The 26,696-nt window shown below is 73.3% G+C and carries 15 protein-coding genes; 12 read left to right on the plus strand and 3 right to left on the minus strand.

Annotated features, from left to right (window positions below):
* The first annotated feature begins 19 nt into the window (after positions 1-19).
* From QE401_RS21915 to QE401_RS21970, 12 genes are all read left to right on the plus strand, one after another.
* A complete protein-coding gene (locus tag QE401_RS21915) occupies positions 20-8,407 on the plus strand; it encodes a non-ribosomal peptide synthetase (RefSeq protein ID WP_307140327.1) in 8,388 nt (2,795 codons plus the stop codon).
* A 118-nt stretch (positions 8,408-8,525) separates the two neighbouring features.
* Positions 8,526-10,106, plus strand: a complete 1,581-nt coding sequence (locus QE401_RS21920; RefSeq protein ID WP_307140328.1) for a TonB-dependent siderophore receptor — start codon at positions 8,526-8,528, stop codon at positions 10,104-10,106.
* A gap of 7 nt (positions 10,107-10,113) precedes the next feature.
* Positions 10,114-10,671, plus strand: a complete 558-nt coding sequence (locus tag QE401_RS21925; RefSeq protein WP_307140329.1) for a TonB-dependent siderophore receptor — start codon at positions 10,114-10,116, stop codon at positions 10,669-10,671.
* Positions 10,672-10,675: 4 nt separating this feature from the next.
* The gene (locus QE401_RS21930) at positions 10,676-11,548 is read left to right on the plus strand and encodes an ABC transporter substrate-binding protein (RefSeq protein WP_307140330.1); all 873 of its coding nucleotides are present in this window, start codon (positions 10,676-10,678) and stop codon (positions 11,546-11,548) included.
* Positions 11,541-13,556: a Fe(3+)-hydroxamate ABC transporter permease FhuB gene (gene fhuB / locus QE401_RS21935; RefSeq protein WP_307140331.1), complete on the plus strand. Its 2,016-nt coding sequence runs from the start codon at positions 11,541-11,543 to the stop codon at positions 13,554-13,556. Before QE401_RS21930 ends, fhuB begins: the two co-directional genes overlap by 8 nt.
* Before the next feature lie 16 nt (positions 13,557-13,572).
* Positions 13,573-14,640 (plus strand): siderophore-interacting protein, encoded by a 1,068-nt coding sequence (locus QE401_RS21940; RefSeq protein WP_307140332.1) that lies wholly within the window; start codon positions 13,573-13,575, stop codon positions 14,638-14,640.
* Positions 14,627-16,306, plus strand: coding sequence for a cyclic peptide export ABC transporter (locus tag QE401_RS21945; RefSeq protein WP_307140333.1), 1,680 nt, complete (start codon positions 14,627-14,629; stop codon positions 16,304-16,306). Before QE401_RS21940 ends, QE401_RS21945 begins: the two co-directional genes overlap by 14 nt.
* Before the next feature lie 29 nt (positions 16,307-16,335).
* Positions 16,336-17,121, plus strand: a complete 786-nt coding sequence (locus QE401_RS21950; protein WP_307140334.1) for an ATP-binding cassette domain-containing protein — start codon at positions 16,336-16,338, stop codon at positions 17,119-17,121.
* 109 nt (positions 17,122-17,230) lie between these two features.
* Entirely contained in the window at positions 17,231-18,157 is a 927-nt protein-coding gene (locus QE401_RS21955) for a hypothetical protein (RefSeq protein WP_307140335.1), read from the plus strand.
* A gap of 54 nt (positions 18,158-18,211) precedes the next feature.
* Positions 18,212-18,895 carry a carbonic anhydrase gene (locus QE401_RS21960; protein ID WP_307140336.1) on the plus strand — a complete coding sequence of 228 codons (684 nt, stop codon included), beginning with the start codon at positions 18,212-18,214 and terminating at the stop codon, positions 18,893-18,895.
* A gap of 179 nt (positions 18,896-19,074) precedes the next feature.
* Positions 19,075-21,078 (plus strand): DUF4139 domain-containing protein, encoded by a 2,004-nt coding sequence (locus tag QE401_RS21965; protein ID WP_307140337.1) that lies wholly within the window; start codon positions 19,075-19,077, stop codon positions 21,076-21,078.
* Positions 21,079-21,178: 100 nt separating this feature from the next.
* Complete coding sequence (locus tag QE401_RS21970; RefSeq protein ID WP_307140338.1) at positions 21,179-23,206, plus strand: methyl-accepting chemotaxis protein; 2,028 nt, start codon at positions 21,179-21,181, stop codon at positions 23,204-23,206.
* Positions 23,207-23,249: 43 nt separating this feature from the next.
* Here QE401_RS21970 and QE401_RS21975 read toward each other — a convergent pair whose 3' ends face one another.
* The 3 genes from QE401_RS21975 to QE401_RS21985 form a co-directional block, all read right to left on the minus strand.
* The gene (locus tag QE401_RS21975; protein ID WP_307140339.1) at positions 23,250-24,809 is read right to left on the minus strand and encodes a TerC family protein; all 1,560 of its coding nucleotides are present in this window, start codon (positions 24,807-24,809) and stop codon (positions 23,250-23,252) included.
* 85 nt (positions 24,810-24,894) lie between these two features.
* Positions 24,895-25,539 (minus strand): DedA family protein, encoded by a 645-nt coding sequence (locus QE401_RS21980; protein ID WP_307140340.1) that lies wholly within the window; start codon positions 25,537-25,539, stop codon positions 24,895-24,897.
* Between the two features lie 160 nt (positions 25,540-25,699).
* Positions 25,700-26,629 (minus strand): LysR family transcriptional regulator, encoded by a 930-nt coding sequence (locus QE401_RS21985; RefSeq protein WP_307140341.1) that lies wholly within the window; start codon positions 26,627-26,629, stop codon positions 25,700-25,702.
* Between the last annotated feature and the right edge of the window lie 67 nt (positions 26,630-26,696).

The following is a 26,696-nucleotide window of genomic DNA, read 5'->3' on the forward strand; positions in this document are numbered from 1 at the left end:
GCAGCCGAAAGACGATCCCATGAACATGCCCCATCTTCCGCGGCGCGGCATTAATGCCCCGGCTTCGGCCAGCTTTCGCCGACGCGAGAACATCGAAAGCATCACGCCTCTCTCGGAACTGCAGGCCGGGCTTCTCTCGCATGCGCTGCGCTCCATTGGCGAGGATCCGTATCTGGAGCAGCATGGTTTCCTGCTGGAAGGCCAGCTCGACACGGATCTTTTCCATCAGGCATGGCAGGACGTGGTTGACCGCCACGCAATCCTGCGCAGCGACATGCGCTGGGAGAAGCTGGAACGCCCTGTTCTGGTGACCTATCGCAAGACGCCCCTGTCTCTGCAGAGGCTGGACTGGTCCGCCATGAGCAGGGACCAACAGCGTGACGCGCTCGGCGCAGCCTGGGCAAAGTGCCGACAGGAGGGCTTCGACTTCGCGCGCGCCGCGGATCTCTCGATGCAGCTCATCCGCGTCGGCGTAGACACGCACTGGTTCATCTGGCGTTCGCACCATGCGCAGATGGATGGCTGGAGCCTGTCCCGCATCCTGGGTGAGGCGCTGTTCGCTTATGCCGAACGCAGCAAGGGACGCCATCCTGCGCTGCGCCCGGCGGCGCCTTTCTCCGATTACCTCAAATGGCTGCATCGACAGCCGGAAGAAGACGCCAGGTCCTGGTGGCGCCAGCATCTTGGACAGGTTGCCGAGGTGGCGCCCCTGCCGCGGGGTAAGCCGCAGCTTCGCCCGACCTCGCGCTTCGCCGAGCAGGAGGTGAGGCTGGATCGCGCGCTGGCCGACACCCTCTTTGACTCCTGTCGCGCCATGGGTGTGACGCTTAATACGCTCTGTCAGGCCGCCTGGGGACTTCTTCTGGCCCGGCATGGATATCGAAGCGGAGCGGTGATGGGTGTCACCACCTCCGGCCGTTCGGCCGAGCTTCCCGGTATTGATGAGATGGCGGGGCTTTTCATCAACACCCTGCCTCTGCACATCGAATGCCCTGCATCGGAACGGGTCGCAATCTGGCTGTCGGCCCTGCAACGGACGAATGCCGAGATGCGGCGCTTCGAGCACACGCCCTTGCGCCTGGCGCAGGCGCAGAGCGGCCTGGGCCAAGGCGCGGCACCGCTCTTCGAAACCGTCATCGTGTTTGAGAACTATCCCGTCGATCAGGCTCTGCGTGACCAGGGCGGTCTCGGCGTGACGGTCCGGCCATTGTCGCTGGACGCTTCGGCCGCGCCTGGTGTCATTCGTGACAGCAAGGGCCGCACCCATTATCCGCTGAGCCTCATCCTTGTGCCTGAGGAGGAGATCGTTGCCGTCCTGGCTTATGACCGGACGCGCTTCAGCGATGAGGATGGCGGCCGGCTTCTGCGGCAATGGTGTCAGCTCATGCAGAGCCTGGCCGCACAGCCGCAATCCAGACTTGGTGAAATTTCCTGGGAGGGAGCGCCGCTGGAGCCCCCGGCGCAACGCCCGGTCTGGCGCGGCGTGCTGGAGCGTGTCGGTGAGCAGGCGGCGCGTCGTGCCGAGGCGGAAGCGCTGTGGTGCGAGGGTGAGCGGCTGAGCCATGGGGCGCTGTGGTCCTGGTCGAACCGGGTGGCGCAGGGCCTGGCGCGGCGTGGTGTGGCGCGGGAGGAGCGGGTCGGGCTGTGCCTGACGCGCGGGCTGGCGCTGCCGGTCGGGCTCTTGGGGATCCTCAAAGCGGGCGCGGCCTTCGTGCCGCTGGACCCGGAATATCCGCCCGATCGGCTGCGGGCGATGCTGCGCGATGGCGGCATCCGGCGCGTGCTGGTGGATGCGCAGACCGTGTCGCAGCTGGGCGATGTGCTGAGCGGCTACGAGACGCTCCCTATCGAGAGCTTCGCCGAGGAGAGCGATGCGGAGATCAAGGCAGAGATCCATCCGGACCAGCTGGCCTATGTGATCTACACCTCGGGCTCGACCGGCACGCCGAAGGGTGTGGCGATCAGCCATCGCTCGCTGGCGCTGCATCTGGATGATTTCCAGCAGCGCTTCGCGGTGGGCGCGGCGGATCGTGTGCTGCAATTCTCGACGGTCAATTTCGATGCCTTCTTGGACCAGCTTCTGGCGCCGCTGAGCGTCGGCGCGGCCGTGGTGATGCGCGGTCCCGGGCTGTGGGACATGGCGGTGCTGAACCGGGTGCTGGCGGAGCAACCGGTGAGCCTGGCCTATCTGCCCTGCGCCTATTGGCAGCAATGGCTGCATGATCTGCCTGCGGCGCTGCCGTCGCTGCGCGTCATGATGGTGGGCGGCGAGGCGCTGCCGGGTGATGCGCTGCGCCGCTGGTTCGAGGGACCGCTCGGCCATGTGCGGCTGGACAATCGCTACGGCCCGACCGAGACGACGGTGACGGCGCTGGTGCATGAGACCCGCGCGGTGGACGGCCAGCAGGCTGTTGTGCCGATCGGCAGCAGCTATCCGCATCGCAGCGCGCAGGTGCTGGATGTGGATGGCAATCCGGTGCCGGAGGGTGGCGTGGGCGAGCTGTGCATCGGCGGCGACAGCCTGGCGCGGGGCTATCTGAACCGGCCCGGGCTGACGGCGGAACGCTTTGTGCCGGATCCCTGGGGCCATGCGGGCGGACGGCTGTACCGCACCGGCGATCTGTGCCGGCGGCGCGCGGATGGCGTGGTGGAATTCCTGGGCCGGATCGATGGTCAGGTGAAGCTGCGCGGCTACCGGATCGAACTGGGCGAGATCGAGGCGGCGCTGCGCGGCTGCGCAGGTGTTGCCATGGCCGCGGCGGCGCTGCGGGGTGAGGGTGCAGGTCGGCGGATCATCGGCTACGTCACCGGCGCGGCCGATGCGGCCACGGTCCTGGCCGAACTGAGAGACAAACTACCGGGGCCGATGGTGCCGTCGGTGGTTGTGGTGCTGGAGGCGCTGCCGAGCCTGCCGAATGGCAAGCTTGACCGCAACGCGCTGCCGGAGCCGGAGCAGACAACAGCCGGGATCGTCGCGCCACGCGACGCCACGGAAGAAAAACTGCTGCGCATCTGGCAGGCGGTGCTGGGGCGCGATGCGATCGGGGTGGAGGAGAATTTCTTCGCGGCGGGGGGTGATTCGATCCTGAGCCTGCAGCTGGTGGCGCGGGCGCGCCAGGCTGGGCTGCGGCTGACGCCCAAGGATGTGTTCGAAAACCCGACCATCGCCCAGATGGCGCGGGTGGCGCAGGCGCTGGCCGCGGCGGAGCGCCAGGCGGAGCGGCATGAGGCGCTGCCGCTGACGCCGATCCAGGCGCGGTTCTTCGCGCATCATCCGGAGGCGCCATCGCATTGGAACCAGTCGGTGCTGCTGCGGGTGAAGGGGCGTCTGGAGGAGACGGCGCTGCGTGCGGCGATCGCAGCCTTGCTGCGGCGGCATGATGCGCTGCGGCTGCGCTTCGAGAACACCGCGCAGGGCTGGCAGCAGCGCGTGGTGCCGGCGGACAGCATCACCGAGATTCCGCTGAGCCTCGAGGCGCTGCCGGAGACGGGCTGGGAGCCGTTGCTGCAGCAGCGCGGCGAGGCGCTGCAGCGCAGCCTGGATATCGGCCAGGGCCCGCTGCTGCGCGCCGGCTATTTCCCGATCGGCGATGGCGCCGAGGGACGGCTGCTGCTGGCGATCCATCATTTGGCGGTGGATGGTGTGTCGTGGCGGATCCTGCTGGAGGAGCTGCAACAGGGCTATGCGCAGGCGCGATCCGGCGCGGCGGTGGAATTGCCGCCGGTGGGCACGCCATGGAGCGCCTGGGTGGCCGGGCTGCGGGAGGCGGCGCAGCGTCCGGCGCTGGCGGAGGAGCTGGGCTGGTGGCAGGCGATGCTGGCGCCGGCGGCGGGCCAGGCGCTGCCGATCCCGCCGCTGCCGGGGCGGCGTCTGGACCAGAGCGATGTGCTGCGCTGGGAAATCTCGCCGGAGCGGACGCGGCAATTGCTGGCGGAGGCGCCGCGGGCCTATCGGCTGCGGGTGGATGAGCTGCTGCTGGCGGCGCTGGCGCAGACGCTGTCGCGCTGGGGCGATCGTGCGGGCGTGCTGCTGGACCTGGAGGCGCATGGCCGCGAGGAGGAGGAGGTCAGCGGTGCGGAGCTGAGCCGGACGGTGGGCTGGTTCACGGCGCGGCATCCGCTGTGGCTGGCGGCGCAAGGCTCGGCGGATGCGGCGCTGCGCGGCGCGAAGGCGGCGCTGCGCGCGGTGCCGGCGAAGGGTGTGCGCTGGGGCCAGCTGCGGCACCTTGCGGATCCGGCGCTGCAGGCGAAGGCCGCGGCGCTGGCGCATCCGCAAGTGAGCTTCAACTATCTGGGGCAGTTCGACCAGAGCCTGGCGGCGGAGGGGATGTTCGGCTTTGCGCAGGAGGCGGCGGGGTCGGCGGTGTCCGGGGAGAGCCGGCTGGACCACGCGCTGGATATCAATGCGCTGGTGGCGGAGGGAAGGCTGTCGGTGAGCTGCCGCTACAGCCCGGCGCAGCTGGACACGCCAACCGCGCAGCAGCTGATGCGGGACTTCGCCGCGGAGGTGGAGCGGCTGATCGCGCATTGCGCCGAGGCACAGATGGTGATCACGCCCGAGGATGTGCCGCTGGCGAAGCTGGACGCCATGGCGCTGGCAAAGCTGCCGTTGCCGGTGGACGAGATCGCCGATCTGTACGCGGCGACACCGCTGCAGCAGGGGCTGCTGTTCCACAGCCTGCTGCAGGAAGGCCAGGGCTATTACGTCAATCAGCGCTGCATCTCGCTGGTTGGGCGATTGGAGACCAGGGCGCTGCGCGCGGCCTGGCAGCATGCGGTGGATCGGCACGACATCCTGCGCACGCAATTCGTCTGGCCGGAGGATGGCGAGGCGGTGCAGCTGGTGCGCCGGACAGCGACGCTGCCCTGGGCCGAGCAGGACTGGTCCGACGAGACCGAGACCGGCTACGCAGCCCGCCTGGCGGAATGGCGCCGCGCCGATCTGGCGCGGGGCTTCGATCTGTCGCAGCCGCCGCTGCTGCGGGTTGCGGTGTTTCTGCGCCCGGATGGCGGCCATGACGTGGTGCTGACCAATCATCACGTGCTGCTGGATGGCTGGAGCAGCGCGCAGCTTCTGTCGGAGGTGCTGCGCGACTATGCGGCGCGGCTGCGCGGCGAGGTGGCCGCGCTGCCGCCGCCGGTGCCGTTCCGCCGCTATGTCGCCTGGCTACAGGCGCAGCCGAGTGCGGAGGGCTGGTGGCGCGCGCGTCTGGCGGCGCTGTCGCAGCCGGCGCAGGGCCTGCTGGAGACGTTGCCGGCGCCGCGTGATCCGCGTCCTGGCCATGGTGAGAAGCGCCAGCACCTGTCCGCTGACCTGTCGCAACGCCTGCGGCAGGCGGCGCAAGGCGGCGCGGTGACGCTGAACACGCTGATGCAGGGGGCCTGGGCGCTGCTGCTGGCGCGGCGCGGCGGGCGCGGCCCGGTGGTGTTCGGCGTGACGGTGTCGGGCCGCCCGGCGGAGCTGGCGGAGGCGGAGCGGATGCAGGGGCTGTTCATCAACAGCCTGCCGATCTGGGTTGAGGTGCCGTCGTCGCAGCCACTCTCCTCCTGGCTGGGCGAGCTGCAGCGGCTGAACGGGGCGATGCGGCAGCATGAGCACACGCCGCTGCACCGTCTGCAGCAATGGGCCGGCCAGCCCGGCGAGGCGCTGTTCGACAGCCTGCTGGTGTTCGAGAATTATCCGGTGGATGCGGTGGTGCGCGACAGCGCGCAGAGCTTCGCGCTGCGCCAGTCCGACCTCGCCGAGCGCACCCATTATCCACTGGCCCTCGCCATTTCGGGTGATGAGGACATTCATCTGGCCTGGGGCTGGAAGACCGAGCGTGCCGATTTCGCCGAGATCGAGCGGCTGGCGACGCAATATGTGTCGCTGCTGGAGCAATTCGCGGCGTCGCTGGATCGCCCGCTGGGTGCGCTGATCTTGCCGGCGCCGGTGGAGCCGCCGGCACAGCGCCCGGTCTGGCGCGGCGTGCTGGAGCGTATCGCTGAGCAGGCCGCGCGCCGCAGTGAGGCGGAGGCGCTGTGGTGCGAGGGTGAGCGGCTGAGCCATGGCGCGCTGTGGTCCTGGTCGAACCGGGTGGCGCAGGGCCTGGCGCGGCGCGGCGTGGCGCGGGAGGAGCGGGTCGGGCTGTGCCTGACGCGCGGGCTGGCGCTGCCGGCGGGGCTCTTGGGGATCCTCAAGGCGGGCGCGGCCTTCGTGCCGCTGGACCCGGACTATCCGCCCGATCGGCTGCGGGCGATGCTGCGCGATGGCGGTATCCGGCGCGTGGTGGTGGATGCGCAGACCGCATCGCAGCTGGGCGATGTGCTGCAGGGCCATGAGACGCTCCCCATCGAGAGCTTCGCCGAGGAGAGCGATGCGGAGATCGAGGTCGAGATCCATCCGGACCAGCTGGCCTATGTGATCTACACCTCGGGCTCGACCGGCACGCCGAAGGGTGTGGCGATCAGCCATGGCGCGCTGGCGCTGCATCTGGACGATTTCATTCCGGCCTTTGGCTACACGGCCTCGGATGCGGTGCTGCAATTCTCGACCTTCAACTTCGATGGCGGGATCGAGCAGCTGCTGCCGGGGCTGTGCGTCGGCGGCCGTGTGGTGATGCGTGGCCCGTCCATGTGGGATCTGGACCGTCTCAGCGCGGTGCTGCGGGACGAGGCGGTGACGGTGGCCGACATTCCGACGGCCTATTGGCAGCAATGGCAGTCGCGGCTGCCGGAGGCCCTGCCGGCGCTGCGGCGGGTGACGGTGGGGGGCGAGGCGCTGCCGGGCGATGCGCTGCGGCGCTGGCGCGAGGGCCCGCTCGGCCATGTTCGGCTGGACAATCGCTATGGCCCGACGGAGACGACGATCTCGGTGCTGTACCGGCGGACGGAGGCGTCGGACGAGGCCTCGGTGATGGTGCCGATCGGCAGCAGCTATCCGCATCGCAGCGCGCAGGTGCTGGATGTGGATGGCAATCCGGTGCCGGAGGGTGGCGTGGGCGAGCTGTGCATCGGCGGCGACAGCCTGGCGCGGGGCTATCTGAACCGGCCCGGGCTGACGGCGGAACGCTTCGTGCCGGACCCGTGGGGGCATGCGGGCGGACGGCTGTACCGCACCGGCGATCTGTGCCGGCGTCGGGCGGATGGTGTGGTGGAGTTCCTGGGCCGGATCGATGGCCAGGTGAAGCTGCGCGGCTACCGGATCGAACTGGGCGAGATCGAGGCGGCGCTGCGCGGCTGCGCAGGTGTCGACATGGCCGCGGCGGCGCTGCGGGGCGAGGGCGCCGGGCGGCGCATCATCGGCTATGTCACCGGCACCGTCGATGCGGCCACGGTCCTGTCCGAACTGAGAGACAAGCTGCCGGGGCCGATGGTGCCGTCGGCGGTGGTGGTGCTGGCGGCGCTGCCTAGCCTGCCGAATGGCAAGCTGGACCGCAACGCGCTGCCGGAGCCGGAGCAGACAACAGCCGCGATCGTCGCGCCTCGCGATGCCATGGAAGAAAAGCTTCTGGGCATCTGGCAGGCGGTGCTGGGGCAGGAGGGCATCAGCGTCACCGACAATTTCTTCGCCATCGGCGGGGATTCCCTGTCGGCGCTGAAGCTGCTGGCCCTGGCCAAGGCGCGGGGCCTGCCGGCGCTGACCCTGCCGCTGATCTTCGCCCATCCGGTGCTGGCGGAGCAGGCGGCCGCGCTGCGGGGCGAGGCCGGGCCTCCCGCCGGCGCGCCCATGCCGCTGAACGCCGCCGCCGGCGCGGCGCCGCTCTTCTGCATCCATCCCGGCTATGGGCTGGTGCTGGAGTATCGCCCGCTGGCGGAGGCTCTCGCCGATTGCGTACCGGTGCAGGGCCTGGCCTGCCCGGCCTATGCCGAGCCCGGCTGGGCCCCGGCCGATCTGGCGGCGCTGGCGGCGGATTATGTCGTGCGCCTGCGCGCGGTGCAGAAGCAGGGTCCCTATCGCCTGCTCGGCTGGTCGCTGGGCGGCTGGATCGCGGTGGCCATGGCGGCGGCGCTGCGGGCGGCGGGGGAGGAGGTCGGCTTCCTCGGCCTGGTGGATTGCCGGGCCGATCCGCGGGCGCGCCCCGCCATCGCCGCCGACCCCGCCGCGCGGCAGGCCCGGCGCGATGCCTGGCGCCAGCGCCTGGCGGAGCAGGGCGGCGGGCTGAGCCTGGAGGCGGTGGACCAGGTCGCGGCGCGGCTGGCGGCGCTGACCGACACGGCGCTGCCGGCCCTGGATCTGGCGCCGGAGCTCTGGTGGTCGTCGACCGCCCCCGACCCGGCCGCCGTCTCCACCGCCTGGGCCCGGCCCGGCGCCCCGGCGCCACGCCTGCATGGCGCCATCGACGCCCCGCATGAGGCGATGATGCAGCACCCCGGCCTGCTGGAGGCGCTGCGCCGCCGGCTGGGCGAAGCGGCCCCGGGCGGCTGATCGCCGCCCGGAAAAATGCCGAAAGCGTGAAAATCCGCCGCGCTCATCCGTCTCAGTTCCGGGAAGGCCGAGGGGGCCGGACGTGATGGAACGCCGGGGGATAGGGCGGATGGGCTGCATGCGGATCGATATGGGCTGGCGGGGCACCTCGCCCCTGCTGCGGGGGCTGCTCTGCACCACCGCACTGACGGTGCTGAGCCCCGGCGCCTGGGCGCAGGGGGCGGCACCGGGCGAGGTGACGCAGCTGCCCAATCTGAGCGTCAGCGGCCAGGCCCCGGCGGCCCAGGGCTTCGTGCCGCTGCGCGGCACCGCCGGCAGCAAGACCGACACGCCGCCGATCGAGGTGCCGCAATCCGTCTCCACGGTGACGCGGGAGCAGATCGAGATCCAGGGCGCCCAGACGGTCAGCGAGGCGCTGCGCTACAGCGCCGGCGTCGCCGTGCAGCCTTTCGGCACCGACACGCGCTATGATCAGATCCGCCTGCGCGGCTTCGATGCGCACACGCTCGGCGACTACCGCGACGGGCTGCGCCAGCCGGCCAACAATTTCGCCTATTTCCGCACCGAGCCCTATGGGCTGGAGCGGATCGACATCCTGCGCGGCCCGGCCTCGGTGCTGTATGGGCAGAACGCGCCGGGCGGGCTGGTCAACCGCATCTCCAAGCTGCCGCCGGAGCAGGCGCTGCGCGAGATCACCCTGGGCTATGGCAGCAATGACCGCATCCAGGGCGGCTTCGACCTGGGCGGGCCGATCGACAGCGAGGGGCAGTTCCTCTACCGCCTGACCGGCTTCGTGCGCGATGCCGACAACCCGCAATACAAGAGCATGTCGGATGACCGCGTCTATATCGCGCCCTCGCTGACCTGGCGGCCGACCGGCGACACCAGCATCACCCTGCTCGGCGAATATCTGCGCGATGAGAGCGGCTATGGCTGGTTCTACACGCCGAACAACCAGCGCCCGACGCGGCTCTGGCTGAACGAGCCGCATTTCGACGATTTCGACCAGACGCAGTACCAGATCGGCTACCGCGCCGAGCACCGTTTCGACGATGTCTGGACGGTGCGGCAGAATTTCCGTTACGGCCGGGTCGAGATCGAGAACAGCTATGTCTTCGGCCTGACCGCCGCCGCCAATGGCAATGTGGCGCGGACCTGGGAGCGCTTCAACCAGACGCTGGACAGCGTCGTCATCGACAACCAGGTCGAGGCGCGCTTCACCACCGGCCCGCTGCGCCACACCGTGCTGGCCGGCTTCGACTATCAGCAATACAACTGGTCGACCTTCGGCCGTGGCGGCAATGCGTCGGCCATCAACATCAACAACCCGGTCTATGGCCGGCCGATCAACCTCGCCACCGGCATCGTCTCGCAGAATGCCGCGCAGCACCTGAACCAGTATGGCGTCTATCTGCAGGAGCAGGCCAAGCTCGGCGAGCGCTGGGTGCTGACCGCCGGCCTGCGCTATGACTGGGTCGATGGCCGCACCACCAACCGTCCGACCTTCACGCGCGTAACCTCGGCCGCCAATGAGCTGGATGATGGTGCGCTCACGGGCCGCATCGGCCTGACCTATCTCTCGCCGATCGGCCTCGCGCCCTATGCGAGCTACACCACCTCCTTCCAGCCGCAGCTCGGCACCACAGCGCCATCGCGCGGCGCGACGCCCTACGACCCGACGACCAGGCAAGCAGTATGAGGTGGGCGTGAAGTACCAGCCGCCGGGGATGAACAGCTTCATCACCCTGGCCGCCTTCCACCTGGTGCAGCAGAACGTGCTGACCACCGATGTGCAGAATCCGGGCTACAGCGTGCAGACCGGCGAGATCCGCTCGCGCGGCTTCGAGCTGGAGGGCGTGGCCAGCCTCGCCGAGGGGCTGAACCTGGTCGGCAGCATCACCTATCAGGATGTCGAGGTGACGCGCAGCAACACCAACACGCTGAACAATGTGCCGGTGCTGGTGCCGCGCCAGCTCGCCTCGGTCTGGGCCGACTACAGCATCCAGGACGGGCCGTTCCGCGGCCTCGGCCTCGGCGCCGGTGTGCGCTACCAGGGCCACACCTATGCCGACAACACCAACAGCCGCAGCAACCCGAACTTCGTGCTGTTCGACGCCATGGTGCGCTACGATTTCCTCGAGCATTACCGCCTGCAGGTGAACGCCACCAACCTGACCGATCGCGACACCTATTCCTGCCAGAACAATGCCTGCTACTGGGGGCCGGGCCGCACCGTGCTGGCCTCGCTGCGCTACCGGTGGTGAGGCGATGATGCTCCCGCGCCGCCAGCTCCTGGCGGCCGGGCTCGGCCTGGCGGCGCTCTCCGCCGGCCCGGCGCGGGCCGGGGCCGCGCCGCGCCTGCTGGCGCTCGACTGGAGCATTGTCGAGACGCTGCTGGTGCTGGGCCAGGCGCCGCTCGGCGTGCCGGAGACCGGGAATTACGGGCGCACCGTGCAGCAACCGGCGCTGCCGCCGGGCTGCGTCGATCTCGGCCTGCGCGTCGAGCCCAATCTGGAGCTGATCCAGGCGCTGCGGCCCGAGCTGGTGCTGATCAACAGCGGCCAGGACGGTTTCCTCGGCGCCAATCTGCGCCGCATCGCCCGCACCGAGACGCTGCGCATCTATGGCACGCCGCAGAACCCCTATGCCCAGGCGGCGCAGGAGACGCGGCGCCTGGCCGCCATGCTTGGCGCGGAGGCCGTGGCGGAGCGCTATCTCGACGGTGTCGAGCAGCGCCTGGCCACGCTGCCGCGCGCGGCGCCGGATGCCGCGCCGGTCTATCTGATCTCGCTGCTCGATCAGCGCCACGCCATGGTCTATGGCGCGCGCAGCATCTTCCAGCGCGGGCTGGATGCGCTCGGCCTGCGCAATGCCTGGCAGCGCCCGACCAATGGCTGGGGCTTCGCCATGAGCGGCCTGGCCGGTCTAGCCGCCGAGCCGCGCGCGCGGCTGCTGCATATCGGCCCCATCCCGCCGGAGATCGAGGCGGCGCTGCAGGGCAGCCGGCTCTGGCAGGGCCTGCCCTTCATCCGCGAGGGGCGTTTCGGCCTGCTGCCGCCGCTCTGGGTGTTCGGCGCCGTGCCGACCGCCGAGCGGTTTTCCCAGCTGCTGGCCGAACGGGCGGAGGTGCTGCATGGCTGAGGCCGCCACCCTTCCGGCCGCGCCGCGCCGCCGCCATGGCGGGCTCTGGGCCGGGCTGCTGGCGGCGCTGCTGCTGGCGCTGGCCGTGGCGCTGACGCTGCGCGGCATCACCGCGCGCCTGCCGCCCAGCCTGGCCTGGCAGGCGCTGTCCGGCACCCTCGACGATGCCCGGCAGGTCATCTTCCTCTATGGCGACCTGCCGCGCCTGGCCATGGCGCTGCTGGCCGGCGGCGGGCTGGCGCTGGCCGGCACGCTGTTTCAGCAGGTGCTGCGCAACCCGCTGGCCTCGCCCACCACCCTCGGTACCGCGGCCGGCGCGCATCTGGCGGTCAGCGCCGCGCTCGCCCTGGCGCCGGGGCTGCTGGCCTGGGGGCGGGAATGGCTGGCGCTCGCCGGCGCGCTGGCCGCCATGCTGGCGGTACTGGGGCTGACCTGGCGGCGCGGCCTGTCGCCGGTCTCGGTCATCCTGGCCGGGCTGGTGGTCAATCTCTATTGCGGCGCGCTGGAATTCACCCTGACGCTGTTCCACCAGGAACGCATGATCAGCGTCTTCATCTGGGGCGCCGGCTCGCTGGTGCAGAATGACTGGGCCGAGAGCCAGGCCCTGGCGATCCGCCTCGCCGTGCTGGCGCTGCTCACCCTGCCGCTGCTGCGGCCGCTCTCGCTGCTGGATCTGGGTGAGGAAGGCGGCCGCAGCCTCGGCCTCTCGGTCGCCAGCACCAGGCTGCTGGGGCTCGGCCTCGGCGTTGCCGCCACCGCCTGCGTGGTGGCGGCGGTGGGCGTCATCGGCTTCGTGGGGCTGGCGGCGCCGGTGCTGGCGCGGCTGCTGGGCGCGCGGCGCTTCGGGCGGCAATTGTTGGTGGCGCCGCTGCTGGGCGCGCTGCTGCTCTGGTTCACCGACCAGCTGGTGCAGTTCCTCACCGGCCCGAATTACGACCTGCCGACCGGCACGCTCACCGCGGTGGTGGTGGCGCCGGTGCTGATCGCGCTGCTGCCCAGGCTGCGCGGCAGCCCGCCCCAGGCCGAGCGCGGCGCCGCCGGCGGCGCGCCGCGCCTCTCCCGGCCGGGGCGGGCGCTGCTGCTGCTGGCGCTGGCGCTGCTGCCGGTGCTGGCGCTCGGCCTCGCCTTCGGCCGCGACGCGGCGGGCTGGAGCTGGGCGGTGGGCGAGACGCTGCAGGGCCTGCTGCCCTGGCGCGCGCCGCGGCTCGCCACCGCCATGGCGGCCGGTGTGCTGCTCGGCCTGGCCGGCGGGGTGCTGCAGCGGCTCTCCGGCAATCCGATGGCCAGCCCCGAGGTGCTCGGCATCTCCTCCGGCGCCGCGCTCGGCGTGCTGCTGGCGGTGCTGCTGGTGCCCGGCGGGGCCGGGCAGGGGGCGCAGCTCCTGGGCGCCGCGCTCGGCGCCGGGCTGGCCCTGGCGGCGCTGCTGCTGCTCGGCCGCCGCATGGCCTATGCGCCGGAGCGGCTGCTGCTGGCGGGGCTGGTGCTCGGCACGGTCTGCGGCACGGTGGTGACGCTGCTGATGGCCTCGGGCGATCCGCGGGCGCTGGCGCTGCGCGCCTGGATGGCCGGCTCCACCTACCGCGCCGGCCCGGCCGAGGCCTGGTCCAGCGGCGTGGCCGCGCTGCTGGCGCTGGCCGTGCTGCCGCTGGCGGCGCGCTGGCTGGATGTGCTGCCGCTGGGGCCGGGTGTGGCGCGCGCGCTCGGCCTGCGGCCCGCCGCCTGCCGCGCGCTGCTGCTGCTGGCGGCCTCGCTGCTGACGGCGGCGGCGACGCTGGCGATCGGCCCGCTCAGCTTCACCGGGCTGATGGCGCCGCATATCGCCCGGCTGATGGGTTTCGCCCGCGCCCTGCCGCAGCTGCTGGGCGCCGCCCTGGTGGGCGCGCTGATCATGGGCGCGGCCGACTGGGCCGGGCGCAACCTCCTGTTTCCCTATCAGCTGCCGGTCGGGCTGGTCGCCACCTTCCTGGGCGGCCCCTACCTGATCTGGCTGCTGCGCGCGCGGCGCTGACACGAAGGACCCCGCCATGACCCACACCGCCGAGGCGCTGATCCGGCTGCGCGACCCCGATGCCGTCGCGGCGCGTCTGGTCGAGCATCTGGCCGAGCACGGGCTGGTCTTCCAGCGGCGCGGCAACGCCCTGGTGGCCGAGCTGCCGGTGGGCAGCGGCAGCCTGGAGGTGCGCCCCGGCGCGCTGCAGGTCGGCGCCAGCGCGCCCGACCGCGCCGGGTTGGAGCGGCTCTGCCTGGCCATCGCCGAGCATGTGGTGGAATTCGCCGAGGGCGAGACGCCCGAGATCGGCTGGCAGGGCCTGGGCCAGGCCGCGCTGCTGGCCGATTTCCGCGAGCTGCGCGTGGTGGGCGTGCAGGACATCGCCCCCCGCCTGCGCCGGCTGGTGCTCGCCGGCGAGGATCTGGCGCGTTTCGACACGCTCGAGGATCTGCATGTGCGGCTCTACATCCCGCCCGAGGGCGAGCGCGACCCGCAATGGCCGCGCCAGGCGGCGGATGGCAGGCTGCTCTGGCCGGCGCCGGAGCGCCGCCCGGCGCGGCGCGCCTACACCCTCCGCCGCGTCGATGCGGCGCGCGGCCTGGTCGAGATCGATTTCGTGCTGCACCCGCATGGCCAGGGGGAGAGCCCCGGCGCCCGCTTCGCCGGGGCCGCGCGGCCGGGCGATCGCTGCGGCATCACCGGCCCCGGCGGCGGCGGGCTGAAGCCGGCCGATTGGCACCTGCTGCTGGGCGACGAGACGGCGCTGCCCGCCATCGCCCGGCTGCTGGAGGCGATGCCGCGCACGGCCCGCGGCGTGGCGGTGGTCGAGGTGGATGGCGCGGCCGACGAGATCCCGGTCGGCCACCCGCCCGGCTACACGCTGCGCTGGCTGCACCGCGCCCCGGCCGAACCGGGGCAGCACAGCCTGCTGCCCGGCGCCCTGGCCGGGATCGCCTGGCCGGAGCATGGCAGCCGCTATGTCTGGGCCGCCTGCGAGCAGGAGGGCGCCGTGCGGTTGCGCGAGGCGCTGCGCGAAGCCGGGCTCGAAAAACCCGAATTCCGTGTCGCCGCCTATTGGCGGCGCGGCCATGAGGGGGACTGACACCATGATCGCCCTGCTGCGCCCCTTCTGGCCGCATGTGCTGCTCGCCGGGCTCTGCGGCAGCCTGGCCGGCCTCGGCACCGTCGCGCTGCTGGCCATCGTCAACCGGCTGCTGAGCGGCCAGGCGCCGCTGGATGCCGCGCGTTTCGGCCTGTTCGCGCTGCTCTGCCTGGTGGCGCTGGCCGGGCGCGCCATCGCCGATCTCAGCATCAACGCCGTCGGCCAGCGCCTGGTGGCGGAGGTGCGGCGCAGCCTGGCAGAGAAGATCCTCTGCGCGCCGATCGACGCGCTGGAGCGCTATCGCAGCCACCGGCTGATCCCGGTGCTGACGCAGGATGTCGACATGATCAGCGATGTCGCCTTCCTGCTCGGCGGGCTGTCGGCGGCGGCGGCGGTGCTGCTGGGCTGCCTGGCCTATCTCGCCTGGCTGTCGCCCCTGATGTTCGCCGTGGTGGTGCTGGTGCTGGGCGCCGGCACCGCGCTGCAATTCCTCGCACGGCTGCGCGGTGTGCGCGGCTTCACCGAGGCGCGCGACCGCGAGGATGATCTGCACAAGGCCTATCGCGACATCGCCTCCGGCGCCAAGGAGCTGCGGCTGAGCCGCGCCCGCCGCCGCGCCGTGTTCGAGGGCCGCATCGGCGCCACCATCGACGCCATCACCGCCATCAATGCGCGCGCCATCCGGGTCTTCGTGCTGGCCAATGCGCTGGGCTCGGCGCTGCATTTCCTGGTGATCGGCATCGTGCTGGCTGCGGCCCTGGCGCAGCCGGGCCTGGCGCCGGAGACGCTGACCGGCTTCGTGCTGGTGCTGCTGTTCATCAAGGGCCCGCTGGAGCAGCTGCTGCAGACCCTGCCGGCGGTGGGCCGCGCCCAGGTGGCGTTCCGCCGCATCGCCGACCTCTCCCGCCGCTTCGCGGCGCGCGAGCCCGGGCTGATGCTGGCGCCGCCCGCCAGCGCCGCGCCGGCGCCGCAGCGCATCGCGCTCAGCGGCGTCACCTATGAATTCCCGGCCGCCGAGGGGGCGGAGCCCTTCCGCCTCGGCCCCGTCGATCTGACGCTGCGGCGCGGCGAGATCCTGTTCTTGGTGGGCGAGAACGGTGCCGGCAAGACGACGCTGATCAAGCTGCTGCTCGGCCTCTACGCGCCGCGCGAGGGCGCGCTGCTGGTCGATGGCCAGGCGCTGGGCGAGGCGGAGCGCGATGGCTATCGCCAGCTCTTCTCCACCGTCTTCGCCGACTACCACCTGTTCGAGGAGCTGGCCTCGGGCGAGGGCGCGCGGCCCGATGATGCGGCGCGTGAGGCGGAGCTGCGGCGCCACCTGCAGCGGCTGGAGCTGTCGCACAAGGTGGCGGTGCGCGACGGGCAGCTGACCACGACCGACCTGTCCACCGGCCAGCGCAAGCGGCTGGCCCTGCTGCAGGCCTGGCTGGAGCGGCGGCCCTTCCTGGTGTTCGACGAATGGGCGGCCGACCAGGACCCGGCCTTCCGCCGCATCTTCTACACCGAGTTCCTGCCCGAGCTGCGCGCCGCCGGGCATGGTGTGCTCGTCATCTCGCATGACGACCGCTACTTCCACCTGGCCGACCGTCTGCTGCGCCTGGATCGCGGCCGGCTGGTGGAGATGGCCGGCACCGATCTGACGCCTTCCCACCCGGCCGCGCCATGATGCCGACACCCCTGCCCGGAAGCCCGCCCATGCAAGAGGACGAGACGCTGTTCAGCCTGGAGGAGGCGGGTTTCCGCGTCGAGCAGCGCTGGCTGCTGCAGCCGCTGAGCCTGGAGCTGGCGCCCGGGCGCATCATCGGGCTGATCGGGCATAATGGCTCCGGCAAGTCGACGCTGCTGAAGCTGCTGGCGCGGCAGCTGGCGCCGAGCCAGGGCCGCATCCGCTTCGGCGGCAGGCCGCTCGCCGAATGGGGCGGGCGGGAGCTGGCGCGGCGCATCGCCTATCTGCCGCAGAGCACCGCCGCGGCACCCGGGCTGCTGGTGCGGGAGCTGGTGGCGCTCGGCCGCTATCCCTGGCATGGCGCGCTGGGCCGCTTCGGCGCCGAGGACCGCGCGCGCGTTGCCGCCGCCATGGCGGCGACCGAGGTGGAGGGCTTCGCCGACCGCCAGGTCGACACCCTCTCGGGCGGCGAGCGGCAGCGCGCCTGGCTCGCCATGCTGGTGGCGCAGGATGCGCGCTGCCTGCTGCTGGACGAGCCGATCTCGGCGCTCGACATCGCGCATCAGGTGGAGGTGCTGGCGCTGGTGCAGCGGCTGAGCCGCGAGCGGCGCATCGGCACCATCCTGGTGCTGCACGACGTCAACATGGCGGCGCGCTATTGCGACGAGATCGTCGCGCTGCATTCCGGCCGGCTGATCGCGCGCGGCGCGGCGGCAGAGATGATGCGGGCGGAGACGCTGCAGGGCATCTATGGCGTGCCCTTCGCCATGCTGCCCAACCCCGCCGCCGGGCCGCCGCTGGCCTTCCCGGCCTGAAGCGCCACGCTTCACATTCGGCGGCGCGGAGCCCGTCGGCCGCCGCCACCGCTTCCCCGCGGGCCCGGCTCTGCTTTGCTGGGCCCGCCGCCGGGGAGGGGCGGGATGCATGCCGGAGGCCGATCTCCGCCTGGCCACGCCGCGCGCCGTCTCGGCGGAGGCCGCGCTGCTCGCCGCCATCTGCCACCATGCCGAGCATAATCGCCGCATCCACTGGGCGGAGCGGTTGATCAGCAAGGCCTTCGGCCGGCCGGTCGCCTCGCTCACCGCCGGGCAGCTCATCGTCATGCATTTCGAGGCGCTGGCCGGGCTCGGCCCGCCGCCCACGCTGACGCGGCTGCAGCAGGCGATGGGGCATGCGCGCAGCGTCGCCGGCTTCCTGGCGCTGCTGCGGGGCCTGCGCATGGTGGCGCAGCTGCCCGACCCGCTGGACAGCCGCCAGCGCCGCCTGGTGCCGCAGCCGCGCCTGCTGGAGGGGCTGTGCCGCTGGCTGGAGGGGCAGCTGCGCTGCGCCGCGCTGCTCGGCCTGGTGCCGCCGGAATGGGAGGCGCGGCTTTCCACCGATCCCGCCTTCTACGCCGCGCTGCTGCGCGCCTCGCGCACCGGGCTGGATGGCGCGCTGGCGCGGGTGGAGGCGCATCCGCCCTGGGCCTGGTTCCACCGCCATGATGCCGGGGACCGCATCGCGCTGCGGCTGCTCGGGCTGGATGCGGCGGCGCGGCTCAGCCTGGATGCCGCTCCGCGGCTGGCCGGTCAGCCGGAAGACATCTGGCTGCAGGGCTCGGCCCAGGACATCGCCGGGGCGATCGGCGTCTCGCGCTCGCATGTGCGCAATGTGCTGAACGGGGCGGAGCGGGAGGGGCTGTTGCGGCATGACGCGGCGCGGCGGCTGGTGCGGCTCTCCCCCGCGCTGCGCGGGGAGTTCGCCGCCTGGTTCCGCGCCGAGCTGGACTGGCTGGCCGAGGCCGCGCAGCGCGCCGCGCGGGAGGCGGATGCATGCAGGGTTTGGACTTCTCCGCTGCCCGCCCCGCGCTGAGCATGCCGCCGGATGCGGGTGGCCGGTGCCCCCGCGCAGCGGGAGGCGAAGAGGATGTGCGGGATCTGCGATGGCGGCGTGGCGCGGCGCGGGCTGATGGGGGGCGCGCTGGCGGCGGGGCTGGCGGCGGCGCTGCCGGCGCTGGCGCAGCCGGACAGCGAGCCATCGCCCACGACACCGGAAGCGGCCTTGCAGCGGCTGCGCGAGGGCAATGCGCGCTATGCCGCCAATGCGCCGCGGCAGCGGGATTTCTCGGCGCGGCGCGCGGCGCTGGCGGCGGGCCAGTCGCCCTTCGCGGCGGTGCTGGGCTGCGCGGATTCCCGCGTGGCGCCGGAGCTGGCCTTCGACCAGGATCCGGGCGACCTCTTCGTGGTGCGGGTGGCCGGCAATTTCGTCACGCGGGAGGGGCTGGGCAGCCTGGAATATGGCGCCAGGGTGCTGGGCACCAAGGTGATCCTGGTGCTGGGCCATAGCAGCTGCGGCGCGGTGGATGCCACGGTGGCCGCGCTGCGGCAGCCCCAGGCGCTGCCGGGCCATATTGGCGAGCTGGTGGAGGCGCTGAAGCCCGGCATCGCCCCGGCGCTGGAGCAGGGTGACGCGGTGGCCGCCAATGTCCGGTACAATGTCCTGCGCCTGCTGCAATCCGGCCCGGTGCTGCCGGAGATGGTGGCCGCCGGCCAGCTGCGCGTGGCCGGCGGCGTCTACGATCTGGCCACCGGCCAGGTGCGTTTCCTCTGAGGCGGCCGCCGGGCGCCAGCGGCGCCCGGCCCTGGCAAAAAAAAGAAGGGGGCCCGGGGGAATTCATTCCCCCGGACTGTTTTGTGTCTCTGTCTCTCCAACCCGTGTCCCCGCCCCGGATTGACCGCCTTCGCCCGCTTTCCGTTACTGGCCGCGACCCTGTCGCGGAGACACCGGATATGCGCCGCCTGACCCTGCTGATGACGATGATCGCCCTGCCGCTCTCGGCGCTGGGGCAGGAGCTGCCGGTCAGCGCGGTGGTGATGTCCTCGGGCGGGCTGATGCAGGTGGAGCGGCGGGGCGAGCTGCCGGCCGATGGCGTCGCCCGCTTCCGGGTGCCGCTCTCCGCCGTGGATGACGTGCTGAAGAGCCTGGTGGTGCGCGACCCGGCCGGGCGGGTGGAAAGCGTGCGGCTGCCGGCCGCCGACCTGGCCGGCGAGGCGTTTCGCGGCCTGCCGCTGCGCCCCGCCGATTTCGCCAGCCGGGCGACGCTGCTGAACGCGCTGCGCGGCCAGGCGGTGGAGGCCAAGGGCGTGCAGGGCCGCATCGCCGAGGCGGCGGAGGTGGAGGGCGGGCTGCGTCTGGCGCTGCTCACGCCGACCGGCCTGGCCAGCGTGGTGCTGGGCGAGGGCGAGGAGGCGAAGCTGCAGGATGCCGGCCTCGCCGCGCGCATCGCCCGCGCCGCCGAGGCGCTGGCCACGGCGCAGCGCGACGAGGAGCGTCTGGTCGAGGTGGTGCTGCGCGGCGAGCGGGCGCGCGAGGTCAGCCTGACCAGCCTGGTCTCCGCCCCGGTCTGGAAACCCTCCTGGCGGCTGGTGCTGCCGCAGGCGGGCGGCGCCGGCGAGGCACGGCTGCAGGGCTGGGCGGTGGTCGAGAACCTGTCCGGCGCCGACTGGAACGGGGTGCGCCTGACCCTGGTCTCCGGCGCCGCGGCCGGGCTGCGCCAGTCGCTCTACACGCCGGTCGAGGTGCCGCGCGAGGAATTGCCGCTGCGGCTGGCCGAACAGCTCGGCGTTACCGCCGACACCGGCGCCCGCCCGCCGCCGCCGCCGATGCCGGTGATGCCGGCCCCGGCGGCGCCGGCCCCGGCCGCCGAGCTGCAGCGCGGCCGTGCCCGCGCGGCCGATCTGGCCCAGGCGCCGATCGCCGCCGCGGCCGCCGCGGCCCTGGCCGAGGCCTCGCCCGGCCGCATCACCTACACCCTGCCGGAGCCGGTGACGCTGCCGGCCGGCAGCACCGCCAACCTGCCCTTCCTGGATGCCGGCCTGCCCGCCGAGCGGGTCTGGTGGGTGCAGGACCGCCAGGCGCGGCACCCGCTGCAGGCGGCGCTGCTGAGCAATCGCGGCGGGCAGACGCTGCCGGACGGCATCGTCACCGTGTTCGGCGGCGACGGCAACTGGCTGGGCGATGCCGAGCTGCGCGCCCTGCCGCCGGGCGAGGAGCGGCTGGTCGGCTTCGGCCGCGACCGCGATGTCGAGATCAGCAGCGCCGAGAGCAGCGAGACGCGCATCCGCGCCGTGGCGCTGCGCCCGGGGCGGGTCACGCTGCAGACGGTGCGGCGGGAGGAGGTGGCCTTCACCATCGATCCGCGCGGCGCCCGCGGCCGGCTGCTGATCGACCTGCCGCGCCGCAGCGGCGCCGAGCCGCGCTTCGAGGTGGCGGCGGAGGGCGCCTTCGGCCTGCGCCACAGCGTGGCGCTGAACGGGCAGAGGACCGAGCTGCGCCTGCCCTTCGAGCGCGAGGTGCAGCAGAGCGTGCCGCTCTGGGATCCCGGCCTTGGCGACCCGCTGCTGCTGGAATGGCGCCGGCTGGAGCAGCAGCCCTCGGTGCGCCGCCTGCCCGGCGGACCCGGCACGCTGGAGACGCTGCGCGAGATGCTGCAGCGCCTGCCGCCCGAGGCCGAGGGCCGCGAGGCCTTCGCGGCGCTGGTCGAGCAGATGACCGAGGCGCGCCGGCTGCTGGAGGCCTTCGAGACCGAATGGCGCGCCCATGCGGCGGCCGAGGCGGCGCTGGGCCGTGCCCGCGCGGCGGTCGAGGATCGCAGCGGCGCGGCGCGGGAGGAGGCGCGCCAGGCGCTGAACCGCGCCAGCCAGGCGGTGGAGCGGGCCGGCGCGCGGGCGGATGCCGCCTGGGCGGCCTGGCAGGGCGCGGTGCGCGGCATCCTGGCGGCCAGCGCCGGCTGAGAGCGTCACCGAAGCTTCACGCCACCGCCATGGGACCCTCCCTGCCGGGTTAACATCCGGCTGCTAAGGCGCGCCCGCTTTCCCGGGAGAGAGGCCGCGCATGAGCATCCGCAACCGTCTTCTCGCCGCGCTGCTGCTGATCGGCGGGCTGACCCTGGCGCTGGCCGCCTGGCTGACCGCCGGCGCCCTGGCCGAGCTGCGCGGCGCCGAGGCGGCGGAGCGCGCCGCGGCGCGGCAGGCGCGGCTGGCCATGGCGCGCCAGGCGGTGGTGGAGGAGGCGGCGGCGCTGACCGATCTGGCCATCGCCGCGCCGCGCGCGGCGGAGGAGGCCGGGCTGGCCCTGCTGCGGCAGCGCGCCGCGCGCAGCCAGGCAGCGCTGGAGGGCATCCCGGCCGGCGAGGCGCTGGCGGCGCTGCGCCCGGCGCTGTGGCAGGCGGCGGCGCTGCCGCGCGACGAGCGCGACCGCGCGCAGGCCGGCGCCCTGGCCGAGGCGCTGTCGGCCAGCCTGGCGCCGCTGCGGCGGCAGGCGCTGCTGGGCGCCCGCGCCGTGGGCGGCGAGGCCGCCGGCGCCCTGGCGCTCGCCGAGGAGGCGCAGGCGCTGTTCGAGCGGATGAGCGAGCGGGCGATGATGCTCTCCCTCGGCATCGCCGGCGGCGCCATGGGCTATGACGGGGCGATCGCCGCCACCGCGCTGGGCGGAAGGGTGGCCGAGGCCTGGTCGCGGCTGCAGGCGCAGGCGGCGCTGCTGGAGAATGCGGCGCTGCGCGACGCCGCCGAGGGGCTGGCGCAGGGGCTGATGCGCGAGGCCGAGCCGCTGTTTGCCGAGCTGGTGGCGGCGGCGCGGGACGGGCTGCCGGCGCCGATGACCTATGCCGCCTATCGCGACTGGGCCGGGCCGGCGCTGCAAGCCGCCCTGCCGCCGCGCGACGCGGCGCTGGCGGAGGCGGGGCAGGCCGCCCGCCGCGATGCCGAGGCCGCCGGGCGGCGGCTGCTGCTGGCCGGCGGCGCGGTGCTGCTGGCGCTGCTGCTCGCTGCCGCCGCGGCGGCGAGCCTGGTGCTGGGCGTGGCGCGGCCGCTGCGGGCGCTGACCGGGGCGGTCGCCGCCCTGGCCCGTGGCGAGCTGGACACCGCCCTGCCGGGCGATGGCGCCCCGGCGCGCGCCGCGACGCGCGACGAGATCGCCGGCATGGCCGCCGCGCTGCGGCTGCTGCGCGGCGAGGCGCGCGAGGCGCGGCGCCTGGCCGCCGAGATGGCCGAGCAGCAGGCGGCGCGCAGCCGCCGCGCGGCGCGGCTGGAGGCGCTGCTCAGCGCGTTCGAGGCGGAGCTGGCGCAGGGGCTGCAGGAGGTGGCCTCGGCCGCCGCGCGGCTGGACGCCACCACCGCCGAGATGGCCGGCAGCGCCGGGCGCGGCGCCGCGGCGGCCGGGGCGGCGGCGCAGGCCAGCCAGGGCGCCAGCCACCATATCGGCGCGGTGACCGCGGCGGCCGAGGCGCTGGCGGGCTCGATCGCCGGGGTGTCGCGCCAGGTGGCCGACAGCGCCGCCGCCGCCGGCCGCGCCGCCGCCCAGGCGCGCGCCACCGAGCGGCAGGTGCGCGACCTGGCCGGCAGCGCCGCGCAGGTGACCGAGGTGCTGGGGCTGGTCGAGGCGATCGCGCGGCAGACCAACCTGCTGGCGCTGAACGCGACCATCGAGGCAGCGCGGGCCGGGGAGGCCGGGCGCGGCTTCGCCGTGGTGGCGGGCGAGGTGAAGGCGCTGGCGCAGCAGACCGCCGGCGCCACCGAGCGCATCGCCACCCAGGTCGCCGGCATGCAGCGCGGCACCGAGGCGGCGGCGCGCGCCATGGGCGAGATCGCCGAGGCGGTGCTGGGGCTGGACGGCATGGCGGCGCGGGTGGCCGAGGCGGCGGCGCTGCAATCGGCCGCCACCAGCGGCATCGCCGGCGATGTGGCGCATGCCGCGGCGCAGGCGCAGGAGGCCAGCGCCCAGGCCGGCGGCACGCGGCAGCGCCTGGCGGAGATGGGCGCGGCCTTTGGCGGGCTGCATGAGGCGGCCTCGGGCCTGTCCGGCCGCACCGGCCAGCTGCGCCAGCGCGCCGAGGCCTTCCTGGCCGCCGCCCGGGCGGCCTGATCTTCTTTCGGTCCGGCCGCCCGCCGGGCGGCCGTGCGGCGCGTCAGCCCGGCTCGGGGCCGGCGGGCGGCGCCGGGCGCAGCCGCAGCCGCGCCGGGCGGAAGCCCTGCATCGAGGCGACCTCGAGCACCAGCCCGCCGACCTCCACCCGGTCGCCCTCCTCGGGCAGCCGGCCGAGCCGGTCCATCATCAGCCCGACCACGGTGGAATATTCGCCGGCCGCCTCGGCCAGCCGCGTGTCCAGCTGCTGGTCCAGCCCGTGCACGTCGAAATTGGCGTCCACCAGCCAGACGCCCTCGCCCTCCGGCTCCAGCCGCGGGCCGGTCTCGCCGCCCTCGGGGAATTCGCCGGCGATCGCCTCGAAGATGTCGGTGGGCGTCGCGATGCCCTCCAGCGTGCCGTATTCGTCCAGCACCACCGCCATCTGCACCGGGGAGCCGCGCAGCTTCTCCATCAGCCGCAGCACGTCCATCCGGTCATGCACCAGCAGCGGCGGGCGGACCGAGCGCGCCATGTCGATGGCGCCGCGCTCGATCAGGTCGCGCAGCAGATCCTTGGCCAGCGCCACGCCGGCCAGGTCCTCGATGCGGCCGCGCGCCAGCAGGAAGCGCGAATGCCCGGTCTCCAGGATGATGCGGCGATGCTCCTCGGGGCTGGCGGCGGTGTCCAGCCAGACCACCCCGTTGCGCGGCGTCATGATCGAGCGCACCGGGCGCTCGGCCAGCGCCATGACGCCCTGGACCATGGAGCGCTCCTCGGGGCGGAACACCGCCTCGGGCTGCGGCGCGTCCTCGCCGGGGGCGGCGTGCTGCGCCTCCCCGCCACGGCCACCGCCCAGCATGCGCAGCACCGCGAGCGCGGTGCGCTCGCGCAGGTCGCCGCTGCGCAGGCGGCGCGCATGGCCGCGCCGGGCCAGCTGGTTGAAGGCCTCGATCAGCACCGAGAAGCCGATGGCGGCGTAGAGATAGCCCTTCGGGATGTGGAAGCCGAGGCCCTCCGCGATCAGGCTGAAGCCGATCATCAGCAGGAAGCCGAGGCAGAGGATCACCACCGTCGGATGCGCGGTGACGAAGCGCATCAGCGGGCGGCTGGCCGCGATCATCACCGCGATGGCGATGATGACGGCGATGTACATGATGGTCAGGTGCTGCACCATGCCGACCGCGGTGATCACGCTGTCGAGCGAGAAGACGGCGTCCAGCACGACGATCTGCGCGACGACCTGCCAGAAGCTGGCCCAGACCTTCGGGCCTTCCTTGGCGCCGTGGTCGCCCTCCAGCCGCTCATGCAGCTCGGTGGTCGCCTTGAACAGCAGGAACAGCCCGCCCAGCACCAGGATCAGCCCGCGCCCGGTGACGGTGACGCCGGCGAAGCTGAAGAGCGGCGCGGTCAGCCCGACGATCCAGGAAATGCCGGCGAGCAGGCCGAGGCGCATGATCAGCGCCAGCGACAGGCCGATGATGCGGGCCTTGTTGCGCTGCTCGGGCGGCAGCTTGTCGGCGAGGATGGCAATGAAGATCAGATTGTCGATGCCGAGCACCAGCTCGAGCACGATCAGCGTCCCGAGGCCCAGCCAGGCGGTCGGGTCGGCGATCCATTCCATCGTCGTTCAGGCTCCAGTCAGGAGAGGGGGGGTGGCCGGCAGGAGCCGGCGGGGCCGCCTGCCTGCTGGGAGAGGGTCCGTCATGTCAGCGGCGCGGCAGCCAGGCGGCCATCGCCTCGGAGAGCGGGGCGCGGAGGCGCTGCCAGCCGAACCACAGCAGCAGCGCGCCGCCGGCCAGCGCCGCCAGCGTCAGCGGGCTGGGATCGGGGCCGATCTGCCGCGCCAGCCAGCCGCCCAGGCTGCCCGGCATCAGCATCAGCGGCGCCCAGACCAGGGCGGAGAGGATGTTGGCGCTCTGGAAGGGCAGGTTGCGCATGCCGGTGATGCCGGCGGCCAGCGGGGTGACGGCGCGCATCGGCCCGATGAAGCGGCCAAGGAACACCGCCCACCAGCCCCAGCGGCGGAACACCACGACCGACCAGGCATAGACCCGGCGGCAGGAGGCCGGCAGCCAGCGCCGCACCCGGGCGGGGCCGACGGCGCGGGCCAGCCAGTAGCCGGCGGCATCGCCCAGGATGCCGCCCAGCACGCAGCCCAGCAGCACCGGCAGCGGGTCGATCATGCCGGCGCCGAGCATCGCCCCGATGCCCAGCAGCAGCGCCGTCGAGGGCACCAGGATGCTGACCACCGGAAAGGATTCCAGGAAGGCGATCAGGAAGGTCACCGGCGCCGCCCAGGCAGCGTTGAGGCGTACCCAGGCGTCGAGCGCCGAGATCCAGTCTTCCAGCATGATGAAGGCGAGGTAACAGTTTGCCGCCCGCCCTGCCAGAGGGAAAGCGGGATCCTGGCGCGGGCGTGAGGCCGCCTTGGCCGTGCCGCCCCGGCGCCCAGCCGCCGAGGACGCTCGGCCCTCCAGGGCGCCCAGCCCAGGGCGTCGCGGTCCGGCACGGTCAGGCCGGGGCGCTGCCCTCCATGGCGCGGCTGTCCAGCGCCCGGCTGTCCAGGATCATGCGGTAGAGCGCCGCCGCGGCCGGCGCCAGCGCCTCCCCCCGCCGCCGGACCAGCGCCAGGGACCGGCGCAGCGCCGGCTCGACCAGCGGCACCTCGACCAGGCCGGAGAGCAGCCGGCCGCGCTGCGCCGCCGAGGGCAGGATGGCGACGCCGATGCCGGTGGCCGCCAGCGCCATGGCGCTCGGCGTGTTCTCCACCACGAAGCGGCCGCGCAGCGGCAGGCCGGAGGCCCGGAGCTGCTGCTCCACCGCCGTGCGGTTGCCGCTGCTGCCGCCCAGCGTGATCAGATCCTCCCCCGCCAGCTCCGCCCAGCGCAGGCTCTCCCTGTCGGCCAGCGCGTGCGAGGGGTGGCAGACCAGCACCAGCCTGTCGGTGGAGAGCAGATCCTCCTCCAGCTCCGCCTGGGGGGCCTGCATGATGTGGATGCCGAATTCGGCGGCGCCGCCGCGCACCGCCTCGGTCACCGCGCTGCCGGAGCGTTCCAGCAGCATCACCCGGTTGCCGGGGTGGCGCCGCGCATACTCGGCCAGCAGCAGCGGCAGCCGCTCATAGGCGACGGCCGGCATGGTCGCCAGGGTGACATCGCCGGCCGCGAGGCGGGAGGTGGTGCGCAGCCGCTGCAGCCCATGCGTCAGATCCTCCACCACCCGGCGCGCCAGCGGCAGGAAGTCGCGCCCCGCGGCGGTCAGCCCGGTGCGGCGGGTGGTGCGGTCGAGCAGCGCCAGGCCGACATAGGCCTCCAGCCGCTGGATGCGGCGGGTCAGGCCGGTCTGGGTGAGGCCGAGCCGCTCCGCCGCGCGGCTGAAGCTGCCGAGCTCCGCCACCATGACGAAGGCCTGGATGTCGTCCATCGGCAGGTGCATGCGCATGCCTCATCAATCGATGCCATTAATGCATTATACTTGCGTCCGCGCCTGCGCCAGAGTGCCGGACAGC

It is taken from the genome of Pseudoroseomonas cervicalis (assembly GCF_030818485.1).
Lineage (GTDB): Bacteria > Pseudomonadota > Alphaproteobacteria > Acetobacterales > Acetobacteraceae > Pseudoroseomonas > Pseudoroseomonas cervicalis_A.